At 41.5% G+C, this 14,540-nt stretch carries 11 protein-coding genes and 2 CRISPR repeat arrays (1 of these 13 only partly in view); all 11 genes read right to left on the bottom strand.

Features of this window, described 5'->3' with window-relative positions; all coding sequences use genetic code 11:
- A CRISPR array of direct repeats spans positions 1 to 139; the repeat unit is 32 nt; unit sequence ATTTCAATCCACGCACCTACATGAGGTGCGAC (it extends 1,763 nt beyond the left edge of the window).
- 192 nt (positions 140 to 331) lie between these two features.
- Positions 332 to 622, bottom strand: a complete 291-nt coding sequence (gene cas2, locus I2H74_RS06380) for a CRISPR-associated endonuclease Cas2 (RefSeq protein WP_195573396.1) — start codon at positions 620 to 622, stop codon at positions 332 to 334.
- 9 nt (positions 623 to 631) lie between these two features.
- A complete protein-coding gene (gene cas1c, locus I2H74_RS06375) occupies positions 632 to 1,663 on the bottom strand; it encodes a type I-C CRISPR-associated endonuclease Cas1c (protein ID WP_195572571.1) in 1,032 nt (343 codons plus the stop codon).
- On the bottom strand, positions 1,660 to 2,319 hold the full coding sequence (gene cas4 / locus I2H74_RS06370; protein ID WP_195572569.1) for a CRISPR-associated protein Cas4: 660 nt from the start codon (positions 2,317 to 2,319) through the stop codon (positions 1,660 to 1,662). The genes cas1c and cas4 overlap by 4 nt, the downstream gene beginning before the upstream one ends.
- On the bottom strand, positions 2,309 to 3,169 hold the full coding sequence (cas7c, locus tag I2H74_RS06365; RefSeq protein ID WP_195572567.1) for a type I-C CRISPR-associated protein Cas7/Csd2: 861 nt from the start codon (positions 3,167 to 3,169) through the stop codon (positions 2,309 to 2,311). The genes cas4 and cas7c overlap by 11 nt, the downstream gene beginning before the upstream one ends.
- Before the next feature lie 4 nt (positions 3,170 to 3,173).
- On the bottom strand, positions 3,174 to 5,078 hold the full coding sequence (gene cas8c, locus I2H74_RS06360; RefSeq protein WP_195572565.1) for a type I-C CRISPR-associated protein Cas8c/Csd1: 1,905 nt from the start codon (positions 5,076 to 5,078) through the stop codon (positions 3,174 to 3,176).
- Entirely contained in the window at positions 5,075 to 5,797 is a 723-nt protein-coding gene (gene cas5c / locus I2H74_RS06355; RefSeq protein ID WP_195572563.1) for a type I-C CRISPR-associated protein Cas5c, read from the bottom strand. Before cas5c ends, cas8c begins: the two co-directional genes overlap by 4 nt.
- A 243-nt stretch (positions 5,798 to 6,040) precedes the next feature.
- Complete coding sequence (gene cas3 / locus I2H74_RS06350) at positions 6,041 to 8,494, bottom strand: CRISPR-associated helicase Cas3' (protein ID WP_195572562.1); 2,454 nt, start codon at positions 8,492 to 8,494, stop codon at positions 6,041 to 6,043.
- 61 nt (positions 8,495 to 8,555) lie between these two features.
- The gene (locus I2H74_RS06345) at positions 8,556 to 9,506 is read right to left on the bottom strand and encodes a helix-turn-helix transcriptional regulator (RefSeq protein WP_195572560.1); all 951 of its coding nucleotides are present in this window, start codon (positions 9,504 to 9,506) and stop codon (positions 8,556 to 8,558) included.
- A 169-nt stretch (positions 9,507 to 9,675) separates the two neighbouring features.
- Entirely contained in the window at positions 9,676 to 11,148 is a 1,473-nt protein-coding gene (locus I2H74_RS06340) for a PH domain-containing protein (protein WP_195572559.1), read from the bottom strand.
- Positions 11,132 to 11,629, bottom strand: coding sequence for a PH domain-containing protein (locus tag I2H74_RS25100; protein ID WP_195572558.1), 498 nt, complete (start codon positions 11,627 to 11,629; stop codon positions 11,132 to 11,134). The genes I2H74_RS06340 and I2H74_RS25100 overlap by 17 nt, the downstream gene beginning before the upstream one ends.
- A gap of 216 nt (positions 11,630 to 11,845) precedes the next feature.
- A CRISPR array of direct repeats spans positions 11,846 to 13,346; the repeat unit is 32 nt; unit sequence ATTTCAATCCACGCACCTACGTGAGGTGCGAC.
- Positions 13,347 to 13,538: 192 nt separating this feature from the next.
- Positions 13,539 to 14,531 carry a DUF6602 domain-containing protein gene (locus I2H74_RS06330; RefSeq protein WP_195572557.1) on the bottom strand — a complete coding sequence of 331 codons (993 nt, stop codon included), beginning with the start codon at positions 14,529 to 14,531 and terminating at the stop codon, positions 13,539 to 13,541.
- Positions 14,532 to 14,540 lie beyond the last annotated feature (9 nt).

Genomic DNA, 14,540 nt, shown 5'->3' with positions numbered 1-14,540 from the left:
GTGCGACGATAGTTTTCACCTATAAGGAGGATGCACATGGATTTCAATCCACGCACCTACATGAGGTGCGACGGCAAAAAAAGTTAACATTCCTTGCACAAGTGTTGATTTCAATCCACGCACCTACATGAGGTGCGACAGCGAAAATCGAGCAATAACCACGAATTCGATCAAAAAATCACAAATTAACGATCAATTTTTTGATATTTTCACTCTAGTAATGATCATTCTCATATCATATCTCATATATAATGGTAATAAAATGGGAAATTCATGGTGCGAATGTCCCTGGGATTTCATGGGCACTATACATTCGCACCATATACTCAGGCTACAAAATGAGCGGTCCTTCCAAATCAATAGATTCTTTCACGCCGATATGCTCAACTTTATTTTTATAGTTATTGCCCATCTGATAGAATCGAAGACTATCCTTCGTTGGATCAATAATCTCGGCAAGTTGTATTTTTAGGCTAGTGAATTGTGCCGCATCTACAATACATTCAAAGACAGAATGCTGAACTCTCTGGCCATAGTTTTGACACGTCTTCGCGACCATTCGCAGTCTTCTTTGACCTTCACTATCAACCGTGTGAACATCGTAAGTGATTAACACCAACAATCTTGGCACCTACTTCCACAAAAATGGCGGGTATTCATCTAGATCATTGCGCAGATATCGAGCAAGTAATAATGCTTGTGAATGCGGTACTAATCCCCAAGATATTTTCTCTCCCAGATAGGGATGCATCATCTTCTCTTGCTTTTTATTTTGCCATGCCGCCAAAAATTTCTTTCTGGCTTCCTCTGTCAACAATACCGCACCATTTTCTTTTTTAAAGAAATCATCCTTGTTTACGATTCTCTTATTGATTAAGGTTAGGACAAACTTGTCTGCGTAGACACCCCTAAGCTCTTCCATCACATCCAATGCGAGAGAAGCTCGTCCCGGTCGATCCCTATGCAGAAAACCAACATAAGCATCCAGGCCTACTGCTTCTAAAGCAGACGCAGTATCATTAGCCAGCAATGTATAAGCAAAGGAAAGCATCGCATTTACGTTATCTAACGGAGGTCTTCGGGAACGGGAATGAAAATAAAAATCGTCTGTTTGCTGCAGGATCATCTTGCCAAATCCCCTGTTGTAACTCACAGCGGCTTGTCCCTCTAATCCTCTCAGCCGCTCTAGATCCTCACAGGCCCTAACCTCTAGCATACTAGACGACAGGTGTTGGCTGATGTCTTTAAATTCTGCCACATCGATTCGCATCGGATAATCCCTGGTCATTCTCTCAATCATCCATTTATGATTGTAAATCTTAGCTACAATAAAATTACGAGCTATTTTCGTGGACATAGTCTCATCTTCTGATAGAAGGTATTGCTTTTTCCTTAAAACAACATTTCCCTTGCTCTGTCCAATCACTCTTGCCAAGAATCTACCGCTCATGGTTAAAAAGGTAATCGCGATATTCCGATCTGCGCAATACCCCATCAATGCAGGACTAGCGCCTGTATACCCAAACGACACGATGGACTCTATATTATGCAAGGGGAACCTACCTAATTTCTCCTGTTCCCTCGTTAACATAATGTTATCGCCATCTAATGACAAATAAATATCCTGTTGCGTGATATATAATGTATTCAGAAGTCGCTTCATTCTGTAATCTTCCCTTCAATATAACTTCGAACCGTCCGTTTATTCATCAACGCGGGCAGACAAATCGAATGAAGTGAACAATTTTTACAGAACGTCCCTGTTTTTACTTTAGGAGTATGTTTACGATTATAATAGTCCTGCATTTCTGCTGCTATTGACCGTACCATCTGTTTGATAGCTGCCGTTAGCGGAACTTCAATTCTGTGCTTAATCTCTTGATAAAAAATATACCCTGTCTTCACTTCACAAAGCAGCATCTCTTCCAGGCATAACGCTTGTGCAGCCAATTGCAGTACATCCGACTCATCCTTCTTCGGCTTGCCGCGCTTATACTCAATCGGGTACGCCAAGTATTTACCATCCGCTCCATAGATCTCAACACCGTCAGGATCTTGAATAAACTCTACGATGTCACAAATTCCTGATAGCTTCAGCTCATGTGACTTTACGGCCATGGAGCGGACAACGAGCTTATCACCGCGCTTCTCTCTCGTAAACGGTTGATCTGCATTTCGATGGAGATGCTGTCCTTCGATCGTCTTCACATTCTCTTCCCATTGCTGTTCGATATGAATCAAAGCCCATTGCCGTTTACAGAACTGGAAATGTTGAATGCCAGACAACATCAAATAATGATCTTCATCATTATTGACCATCGAGTACCTCAACCTTTAATCCTTCAAGTTCATTCATAGAAATCGTATAATCTTCAAACGTTTTTGGCTCTTCCTTATTTGCGGTCACGGTTAACGAACGATGGACTTTGGCTGAGGAATACTGACCAAGCTTCGATTGATGCTCCCACCAGTACACCTTAATTACCTCCATGCTTCCGTCAGGCCGTGCAGAAGAAGCATCATTTTCAAATAGAGTTACAAGTGCTTGCTTAATCTTATCTGCATCCTCAATCGTAAATCCCGTTTTCTCCGCTAATTGTGTATTGATGCTTCCTTTGCACACATATACGCCATAGTCTACACGATGCTTCATCCCCATCGTGTCTGAGCCTTTATCCTTACCAGGTTCAGAGTTCACGCTTTTTGTAATCTGCATGCTCGTGATGTCAATAGGTGCTATGCTGGTAGCTGTATGAATGGACACGGGCCCACGCACACCAACGGATACTCCTTTATCTGCTCCACCTTTAAAGGCGAATACTTGTCCAAAACTTCGAACATCAATCCATTCCTCGCATGCCAACTGTGCAAACTCTTCGCTTGAACCGTCTTTAGCTTTCATAATTTTAGCTAATGCTGCATTAGCCTCAGCACGTTCTCTTAGAGACTTAAACTCATCCGTATTTCGGTCGTTGGATTGAACAAAAATCGATTCACCCATATCCTGCAAACGATTTCTAATCTTGCGTTTAATCGCCACATCAGAAATTTCACCATGACCGTCATAATTTTGACGTGGACGGTTGCCGTTTAGCGGATCACCATTTGGATTTGCCTTTGTTACGGAAAATACAATTGCGAAGTCAATTTTATGGTTTAATGTTGTCATGTGTCTACATCTCCTCTTGAATAGATTCGTCTATAGAGCTTTCATTTTTCTTTTTTCCTTGGAAATAATCATGTCTTTGACTAGAAAGCCCCAATAAATATTTTCCAGATAACGGTTTGTCATTGAAATCTTCATATTTAAAGGTTGATAAAATTTCATCCATCAATTTGGATAGATCATAACCTTTTACACCCAATCGAGCTTGATAAGGCTGTAAACTTGCTTGTATAACTTTCCATGTTCTTTCAGGATGCTGCGCGAATGAATTCATATAGCGAATGGCGTTTGTTGCCCGGGTCTCATCCTTCCCCAATGCACGTCTCTCCAGAATATCTGCTACCGCCAACAATCGACCAAACAAATAACTTCTATCATCATTCTCCTTGTCCAAAGCCACCTTGTATCCCTCCTCTTTATTAACTAAGGCGCATGCGATGCTTAACGTCTTCTCCCATTCCCATTTTTCCATAGATACAGGGTTTGACGCCCTATGAATAGCACTTTTGATAATATCAGTCGGTATGGCTCTGCCATCTACAATGCAGGGCAGCATACGTTCCATTAAACCTTTTACAACTTTGTCATTCGCCTTCGAACCATAGGCTGCAAAAGCGATATCCTTTGTAGCTGGCGCTCCTAAAAATTGTGGATATTCCCCATCCTGATTCTTTCTGTAACGATGCAGCCATACACAAGTTGAGTGCCACTCGATAAGTCGATTAAAATACAACTCCTTGTCCATATTCCGATAGTAGAGTACGGCCATACGTCCTGTCGTTGCAGAATCAAGGATTAGTAGATTCACATTAGACTTGGAATCAGCCAACCGATTTTTATAGCCTTCTAGTGCCTTTGCTAGTTCGGCAGCGAGCGGCTTGTTCGTAAAGGATTCTATTTGGATGGCGGCAGTTGGCGTAAAATCAAGGTCAAACGTGTCTTCTTCTGGAGCAGGAACTCTTTGCAAATCATTTGTCCACACCAAAAAGACACGGTTATCAATGATTTTCCCCTGCCGGTTAATTAGCCACTTCAAGGCGTTGTGTGCCTTTTGAGATACTTCATAGCTGATGCTGGCAACTTCCTTGCTGTCACTAAACCGTCCTCTATACGTAAAACCGCTAGTATCATTGGATGAGATCAATTTGGCTTTATCTGCCGCATTTCTTATTTTATTTGCATGCTTATCGGTACTAGGGAGCATTTCCCCTGTTACGTAGCAAAGCTTCTTGTCTCCAAGCTTATGGCTATAGAATTGGATGAAGGATTCATACATCTCCGTGTTTTTCCATACTTTTTCCAATGGCTTATCCGATGAATAAACCGTAAACCGAATAAACGCACTTTCCTGCTCACCTGTCAGTGACGAGAAAATCTCCGGCTTTTCAGGGTACATCGTCATATACTTCTTATCCCATTTGCCAATTAAATGACTCTCTGCATCTAATGCTAATTTACCTTCCTTCACCAAGTCCTGAATCAATCGACGTTTACTCAAGTACTTGTAAATACTCTTAACATGGGGATGCGCATACGGCGATGTCGCCCAATCTTCCAATTGCTCGATATAGGCTTGAAATGGATCTTCCTTCTTTACTACATCACCATATGCAGTGAAATCACCAGCTACATAGCTCAACTTATCATGCAGCGGATAAGGAGCAACTTTAGATCCTGCCCGGCTTGCCGAGTCTTCTGTACACGGGATCAGTGTGTTGCCATCGCTCTTGTCAATGACTTCGGCAGTAAAGAATTCACCACTTTCCGTAACCGTCACTTCAATATGGGCCGTTTGGGTCGTATGTGATATTGGCAGCAGGGTGTATTCTTGGTCATTATTTTTCTTCTCAACCTTGCCTACCCGATCCAAATTAGACTCATAGGTTTCATACAAATTTAACAGCCAACTCATGGATTCCCCCCCTCTTCGATTTGTGCAAACAGTTCATCAACGGATTTAACATTTGATTCATTAAATGCTTTAGGCTGCATATCCGCGACTTTACGAACTTGTGTACATTCCTCAGGTGTTTTAAATCGAATGATGCCATCTCTCATGACTGGATTCCAAAGTCGTGTCTCCATCTGATTTCTCCCCGTCTCATCCGGGTAATTAATCCCATGCACCATCGTTCCGAAATGAATATCACCGTCGTAATTATCGTAAAATCCTTCACCTGAACCAAATTCACACGGTTCAACATACCCTTGACATTCTCTAGCACCTAGGAAAATATCTCTTCGACCACCTGCTTTTAAGGATCGCTTCAATATGTTGTGATGCTTATGCTCGTTGCGGTCATAGGCCATATCCGGCCGATGAGGATTGAAGATAAAATGAGCTCTCACTTGGTAACGAACATCTCTAAGGTACGTGTAGTTAGCTAATGTATTCCCCCCTCCGTAGTCGATTGGCCTAATTCCTTTCGACTCCATGCGGATCGGCTTCATAATACGAACTTCGTCCACTATAAAAAGCAAAGTCGGTTTCCAGTATATTGATTCGATTATTCCTTTGAGTGCCTGGTATGTTGGTACTTGGTAACTCAACTTCTCTCCGCCTAGCTTTGTTAAAGGATCGGTAAATAGTGCGTAGTCGCCAAATACTTCGAACTCAATACTGTTTCTCACCTCATCGTCACCTTCCTTATTTTCCCTATAATCCCATAGTAAACGCATACTATCTCCCATTCAATAATCTAATAAAACATCGTATGAATATTTAGTGACTTTAAAGCAAATATAGAAGGTAATCGTATTTGCTAAATGTTGAAATATGCTATAATAAATCGTCGCTAATTTCAGCGTGGATTGAAATATACGTTGTTTAATTAGGAAACCTATCTTAAATCAAAGGTAGGTTTCGGCATGTTATTATCCAAGCAACAGTCCCATAGGACTATCATTCTCTATATCGACTCCGAATTGTTCGCTATAGGCTCCTTCCTTTAACACCAACACTTTCCCGTCGAGGCAACTTTCTAATCCCCCGCTGCGATCCAAATGATCAATCTCATACCGATAAAGATTAACCATGTAGTGCTGGGCTCTTCTCAGCAACCGAGACCAATCCTCAATTGATCCGCCGCCATTCAACTTTGCAATAATGTCTTCCCCCTCACCATAAGGAACAATGACTGACGCCGTGTGATCATCGATAACGGTGAAATGCTCTGCCGCCGTTCCATAGCTGTTCGCAATGAATAAAGGCAGCTTTTCTTCCTTTTCGTTAAAATAAGCTTGATAGTTAGAATCCGCATCCCTCTTACTTTCAAACAACAGCTCAGTCATATTCTTTTTCAACGTATGGATATGATAGTTTAGATCCGTCTTCAACTCCAAATAATAGTCTGCAAAGTAGCGTTCCATCGCTTGACGTGACAAAATGTCACCTCCATAAGCAGATGAATCCCGCTTCATCATTTTAAGCATCTTACGTGTTATTTCCTTACCCTTTTTAATCTCTTTCAGATGCTTCAAATTCTCTTCCTCATGATCAATCATGTACACGTTCCGGATATCATCCTTCCCATGTCGGTTGCATCGGCCTGCTGCTTGTGCGATAGAGTCCAGTCCAGCCAATGACCGGACAACACAATCAAAGCTTACATCGACACCTGCTTCGATAAGCTGCGTACTCACACAAATAACCTTCTCCTGCTTCGATAGATGCGCCTTTACTTTGTCCAAGATTGCATTTCTATGAGCAGCACACATGGATGTACTTAAATGATAAAAGAAGCAGCCCTCTATACCAGATGTAGCTTCTCGCTCTACTAACTGCTGATACAACTCTTTAACAACCGATTTTGTATTTAAAATAATAAGCACACTTCGTACTTCTTCCTGAAGTTTTCGAATAAATTCTGCTAGTTTATCAGTCGTAAATTGTTCATCTGTCGCTTTATCTACCATTTTCACACGTTTAAAGGCTGCATTCACATCATCGATATGGTTGATCATTTCAGCATCCGTATTGATATCTAGCTTCTGTTCGACATAATGCAGCGCTGGCTGAGTAGCTGTACAAAGCACCAGGCTTGATTGGCCATAATCCTTCAAGAAATTCAATGCATGATTAAACAATGAAATGCAAGGTGTCGGTACCTTTTGCACCTCGTCAAAAATGATGACGGCTTCACATAGATTGTGTAGTCTCCGGATGTTCCTGCTGCCCTTGGCATAGAACACATTCAGAAATTGCACCATCGTTGTAAAAATGATCGGTGCATCCCAATTATCCTTTGCCAGCTTTAACTTTTGCTGGGTGGTGGTCATTCCATCCTGATTCTCGTCGTTATCATCTATATCCTCAATGACGTTGGAATGATGCTCTAAAACGTGCTCTCTATCCTGTAATACTTTTCGAATCTCTTCCGCATTCTGTTCGATTATGGTTGTAAAAGGAACTATATAGACGATGCGTTTTTTACCATATTCCAGGGCATGCTTTAATGCATATCTTAAACTAGCTAATGTCTTACCGCCTCCTGTAGGAATCGACAATGTATAGATGCCTGATGGATTCGAAGCAAATTGATCACATTGCTCGGACATCCCACTTCTAAGAACGTTAATTGGAGAAGTTGCAAATTTTGCTTTCTTAAAAGAGTTTACTTTTGCCGTTAAACGCTTGTAATAAGTGTCAAATAATTTCATCGTGTCAATTGCCGACTCATGTGGTTTATTTTCCTCAAACATCCTCGTATTTGTACGGTCGGCATCAATCAGCATGCTAAAAATAACTTTCGTGAGAAACATCAGTTTCATCTCAATACTTCCAGATGAGGGAACGGTCAAAAATGTCTCCAATTCAAGCGCTGCTTGATCAACATAGTCATGAAATTCTTGCTCGCACATTACCTTATTGAAGAAAGCTTCTTTACTGTGCTCATATTCTTCTAATCCCTTGACTTTATCTCGAACACGTTTCAGATAATCAGATTGTAAATCAGGACTTAAATAATCTTTCAAATAGGAATGATGTGAGATAATAGCATTTCCTACAACCTCGGCAAGAATGCCTTTCAACTTGCTTATATTTTTCGTATGGAACCATTCATATAGCAATTTGCCGCCAGCAGTAGAGTGGTCTACTTCCCCTCTTTTCGGCTTAAGAACAACAGAATTGCTTGTGGCAGCTACGATGTACTCACTAAATTTGTTTGTGTATTTTCCCATGTCATGCAGCATTCCTGCCAGACCTGCCACATGTCTGATGTTCAACTTCTCACCATAGCTTTCTGCTAGCGCTTTTACTTCTAACAAATGAGTTTCCACCGTTTGTACAATTCCATCTCTTTCACGAATATGGGCGATCGATCTCACACTGGCACCTCATCTCTTTCTATGCCATCAATATCATTTGATCATCAACTTCCAGCTTAAATCAGTTATACACTTCCATCCATCTTTTTAGCTGCTCCTTAAAAAGGTCTCGATACTCCCTTGGTTCCAAAATCTCTGCGGAAGGTCCATATTGTCTGACCCAATTGAGAAAATCCCAATCGTGATTGACCGTTACTTCAAACAGCATGCTACCGTCTGGCAAATCCGTCATACGCGGTCGTACGAACATTTCTTCTTCCTTGATGTATCTAGCTACATCTGCCTGAAACTTGATCTTAAATGTAATAAAATGATCTCCTCGGTATACAGACCAGGTATGTTTCATGTAGTGATGAATATTGAAATCATGTTTGTTAAAGCGCTCATCTGTCATCGTTACACTTCGAAATCGGCTCATACGGAACATCCGCACCTGGTTCGATCGATGACAATAAGCCACTAAATAGAACCTTTGCTCCCTTGGTACCAGACAGTACGGGTCAATTTTCCGTTCGGTTTCTTCATTGCGACTTTGTGTATGGTACACAACCCTAAGCGTGTGCTCCGTAATGATTGCTTCCATGATCGGTAGTAGATAGTTTGGACTATCTTCCTTGTATGCAGGCGAACCCATTTGTATAAGATCGGCAATATGCTCCATGGTGCTCCGATGCTGTTGCTTCTCTTTGACATGTGCCGCCATAACCTTATCGTAAGCAGAATCAAATCCCTGTGGAAGCTGACTCTTGTCCAGTAATGATGGAAGTAGAGACATTACCAACTCCTCATCTTCCGTGAAATTCAGTGGGTACATGGCAAAGTTGCCGATAAAACGATACCCTTTCCCATAGCCCTCATTTGTTACAGGTGCTACATGATCAAGCATACGCAAATCCCGGTATATCGTGCGATCTGTTGTTTCACACTTTTCCGCAAGTTCCAGTGCAGATATTCCAGGTTTCGCCTGTATAGCGTTGACGATCTTCATAAGACGTATGAATTTGTCAGACACAACCAGCCCTCCTTACAAACACCCTAGAAATACTCCTATAAATATTGGATATTCGACAACATATTAGGACTTTCCTCCCAATTCACAAAATGAGAATCAAACCAATCTTTTTAATATATTTCCAGCTCCATCTTTATAGCTTATTTATTTACCATGTAACAATGATCTATCAAACATTCTTATACCATGTGAGCAGTAGTGTTAAATCTTCTGGTTCAGCTCCTGTAAAAATGTACTCATTCGTCTTGGAAGGAGAATCTAGAATGAATTCGATCCGGTATATTCCAAATAATCGATGGAGCCTATTCTGGCTATAATCAATGGTTTGTATCGCTTCTCGCTTGATATAAACCGTCGTCTTTACTAAGCCTGGTTTCGCAATGATGCATTGCCGTTGAGTATCCCACATCGTACATCTATATTTATTTTTCCCAACTCCATATACGATCGTTAGTAGTATAGCGGCTATCCATGCCCATGTAGAAAATAACGATGCTATAACGATGATGAGAAAAGCCGTTAAAACAGGCATCCAGATAAAGTATATTTCTTTGCCCATAGGCAAGCGGCGTTCTGGAATGGGAAGATCAAATTCTGGCAACAATGTCTCGAACGCAGCTCTCAACCTGTTTTTATGTATTGCAGGCAACAAGATCCTAGCTTTCTTCTCACCTGTATATCCCACACAATCCATCCACACCGAGATATAACCAAATGGACGAATTAGTAGGTGTTCTTTTAATCGTATCGACTGTATTTTATTTACTTGAAGAGAAAGCAACTTCTTTTCATGCCAACCGTATTGAATATCTAGTTTGTCGTTATTACGAACAACAGTCCACTGGTAGTAACGGATTTGCATCATTATCATGGATACAAACCAACTGACGAGCACACATAGAAATATGATGCCAAACAATGCAAATAATACAGATATAAAATCTGACGAGAGTATCTCTTTCCACATCTCATTCTTGAAAAAATAGACCAAACTTGTTTCATTATTATGATCAAGAGGAGGCTCTAACCATTTCCATAGGTATGTTACAAGACTTATACAGAAAGGCACCCCCAGCCAAAAGGTATTCGAGCTTATCGACCTCATCCATATATCCTTAGGACTAGCTGTCCAATTAGGCATTCCAAAAAGAATATTGGTTTGAGACTTTTCATATGAGCTATTTGAAATAGAACCCTCTCTATGTTCTTTAATTGCGGAAATAACCAGGTTTGCTTGGCGACTCGTCAACACAAGTGTTGCATCTGCCGCTTCATCAGAATCAGAAGTTTGCAATTGTATAGTTACAGCGCGAACCAATTTATCTACCCAGAACATCTCCGTCGATATATTTGTAATGCGTTCTAGCGGAATTGTTCGCTGAGTGGTATAAAAAACTCCATGTCGAAGGATGATTGCATCATCATCGATGTGATAACTATCTTTCCACCATGAAACAATAGACCATATCGCTATCCCAATTCCAACAGCTGTTGCCAATCCATATACCCAATACGGCTGTTCGCCTGTACCTGCTCTGATCTCATTGAATAGGAGAAGCGTGTACGGAATAATCGTGTAACGAATAGACTGATACAAGTACATAATAACTTTTATAGGATGTTGCCTAATCATGATATGCATCAGTTTCTCCTAACTTGGCAAGTTCAACTATCTGTCTTTGCAGCAACTTCGTATCTGCCTCCAACAATCCAACAACACCGTTTGCATCTCCTGCAGTTACGATAACCAGACCGGATATCCCAAGCCTTCTCTGGATTAGATCCTGCTCCATATCTACGTGTTGTACACGACTCAGCGGAATGATAGACACATTCTCCGCCCAAATATTTCCCCAACGTATCAAGATCTCGTCAGTCGTCAGCAAGTATCCTCTTCGAACATACATATACCGTACACCATAGAAAATATGAAATAGAGCGGTAAGCCATAAATATGAAACATATGTAACGGTGACATATAGGATCCATGTCCATGTTGGCAGCCAAATGAGATGAACAGTAATGGGGATCCCTGCAATCGCGGACTTTTTCAAAAGTGAGATTAGTCGAGTTATACGCCAATAAGGAATAACATTCGGATGAAGTTGTTGTTCTCTTGTCACGAATTGATCTCCCTCCCTTGTGATCTTTAGATCTATCATAAAGGAATATGATGACAGCTTTCTGTCAGCGAATGTATGTTCCGAGTAAATATTCGAGTTATTTTCCTTTTATTTTTCTTTCAAACAAAAAAACGAGTGCATATACACTCGCTTTTTGATCACAATTTTCAATTGATAACTCACAAGGAATAGGTTTGTTGTCTTTTGACGATACGACGTTCAATTAGCGCACCTACATGAGGTGCGACAGTGGTCTTACTTTGAATTTATCCAACCCCATTATTTCAATCCACGCACCTACATGAGGTGCGACTATTTATCGACTCAAATGATAAGAGTTTCTTCAATATTTCAATCCACGCACCTACGTGAGGTGCGACTCTCGGTCGCTGTTGCGGGTAATTGCTTGGACATTTCACATTTCTATCCACGCACCTACGTGAGGTGCGACGCGAGCGAGGATCCAGCAGCGGTGAAGGCTCTGAAAATTTCAATCCACGCACCTACGTGAGGTGCGACAATCCGCCCTGTACTGACGCCTGATCGCGAAGAATTTCAATCCACGCACCTACGTGAGGTGCGACGTTTGTTTGGTTCATACTTCGTTCCATAATCAATTTCAATCCACGCACCTACGTGAGGTGCGACCTTATCTTGCAAAACATTACTATAATCGTAAACCAAAAATTTCAATCCACGCACCTACGTGAGGTGCGACTGTTGTTTACTTCGATACTCTATATCGAAGAACAAAATTTCAATCCACGCACCTACGTGAGGTGCGACGTCCCATCCTTGCGCACTCAAAAATGCTTCTTCGTCATTTCAATCCACGCACCTACGTGAGGTGCGACCCATATTGCCAATGTTGCCATTACGTGACGCCCACTATTTCAATCCACGCACCTACGTGAGGTGCGACGTAAGGCTCGGGCAAACGTCTTACACGGATTGATTTCAATCCACGCACCTACGTGAGGTGCGACGCTTTTTATCTTTTTCAAAGATATATTCCATGCTATCATTTCAATCCACGCACCTACGTGAGGTGCGACTAGTAGGTTGCTTGGAACGTGGTATCAGATTGCTATTTCAATCCACGCACCTACGTGAGGTGCGACGGGGTGCACATCGTGAAAAAGCTCCAAGACGCTCCAATTTCAATCCACGCACCTACGTGAGGTGCGACGAAAGTAAATCCTGATTTATACGAATTTTTAAAAATTTCAATCCACGCACCTACGTGAGGTGCGACGTATATGTCGGCGATACATTTGATAATCTCGGAAATATTTCAATCCACGCACCTACGTGAGGTGCGACTTCATCTTGGGCTATTATAGAAATAAAAAGATGATTTCAATCCACGCACCTACGTGAGGTGCGACTGGAAGAGATGTGGAAGTAGAATTGTTCGAAGCAATTTCAATCCACGCACCTACGTGAGGTGCGACTACGGAAATCGAAAAGCTTGACGAAGAGGTCGCATTTCAATCCACGCACCTACGTGAGGTGCGACCTGCTTGGTCACCATCAAAGATGATCAACGTTGAGATTTCAATCCACGCACCTACGTGAGGTGCGACGACATGGGTTTGAAAAAGGGATGGGAGGGGTTCATTTCAATCCACGCACCTACGTGAGGTGCGACACTTAGAAATACGCCTGGCACGATTCCGTTCGAAATTTCAATCCACGCACCTACGTGAGGTGCGACAGCGGCCCTGAGAGCCCGCTCTACACAAGGGTTCAAAGCCCAAAAAGTGCGAATCCACTTATCTGCTTCAAATTGCAATGTCCGTTTTAGCTTAAATAGCGTTTAAGCCTTATGTAGAGCCAGGTGCGAATCTCCCAGGGAATTTATGTGCACTTGGGGTTCGCACCTAATCAGCCGAACCAATCAAGAAACTTATTTTTCACCCGTTTCATTGATGCAATTATTAAACATTTTAACATATGCTTGATGCGGGAATAGCATAGGATTATTAACTAGCATTAGCAATTGGTTGAGTTGGAAAATCAAAGACAGCAAAGATATTTCCTTCTTCATATTTTTACTGCCATCAGTTGCACTTTTGGTTTTATTAGAATCCTCCCCTATTTCCCAATATCCTACTCTATATTGTTCTAGCGTAACATCTCCGATGCTAGCATCCATCTTCTTCACGGTTCGTTCATATTGTCTATCTGCATGATTTAGTTGTTCATACCAAGAGCTAAGGCTGCCGGACTTCACAATCGTCCTCAATCGATCCTTTTCTGGGCATATCACAATATCAAACAATTTTAGAGTTGCGTTATGACCCGAATCTGATTTATCCATATGACAAAGAATATAAATCGGCTTTGTTGACGTTTGTGTGAAGAGAGTGGGTCTCTCAGTCGTATTGGATTTTTCCGAAATTATCGTATTCTTTTGTTGAGCAGCGTTCAAAGCATGTTGTCCGCACACAACATCGCTGTACATCCTCGCAATAGATTCACCAGATGTCTTCAACTTCTCTATACTCTTCACCCATCCATCAATCTGTTTAAAATTCAAATGAGTACTTTTGCACTGCACAACGACCGCCACAGCTTCAATTGGGATATACTTAATCTTCCCATAGTTAAATATATAAGGCGTATACTGCTCATCAAATATGATCAAATCGACTTCTTTGGATACTTGCCCATTCGAATCGATAATAAAGACCGAACGCTCAATGGAAAACTTCTTAGGAACAATTTGTTCAAACAGCGATTGCCATACTTCTTCCCTAAAACTTCCGATGGTTACATAATGATGGTCACAGCTAAGACGCAGCTGGCTTACAATCGAGCACTCCAATTGCTCATAATTCTGTGCAATTTTTCGAATGGTCTCTTGATGATCGATCTTCTTTATAATCTCCTTCTCCATAAGGCTACC

Source organism: Paenibacillus sp. 1001270B_150601_E10, from assembly GCF_015558675.1.
GTDB lineage: Bacteria > Bacillota > Bacilli > Paenibacillales > Paenibacillaceae > Paenibacillus_B.
Note: the sequence above shows the minus strand (reverse complement) of the source record. Positions and strands in the feature narration are given on the sequence as shown.

Excerpts from the sequence above, each read along its gene's own strand:
- cas4 (WP_195572569.1), bottom strand. The coding sequence starts at position 2,319 with ATGGTCAATAATGATGAAGATCATTATTTGATGTTGTCTGGCATTCAA.
- I2H74_RS06340 (WP_195572559.1), bottom strand. The coding sequence starts at position 11,148 with ATGCATATCATGATTAGGCAACATCCTATAAAAGTTATTATGTACTTG.
- cas8c (WP_195572565.1), bottom strand. The coding sequence starts at position 5,078 with ATGAGTTGGCTGTTAAATTTGTATGAAACCTATGAGTCTAATTTGGAT.
- cas7c (WP_195572567.1), bottom strand. The coding sequence starts at position 3,169 with ATGACAACATTAAACCATAAAATTGACTTCGCAATTGTATTTTCCGTA.
- I2H74_RS06330 (WP_195572557.1), bottom strand. The coding sequence starts at position 14,531 with ATGGAGAAGGAGATTATAAAGAAGATCGATCATCAAGAGACCATTCGA.
- cas1c (WP_195572571.1), bottom strand. The coding sequence starts at position 1,663 with ATGAAGCGACTTCTGAATACATTATATATCACGCAACAGGATATTTAT.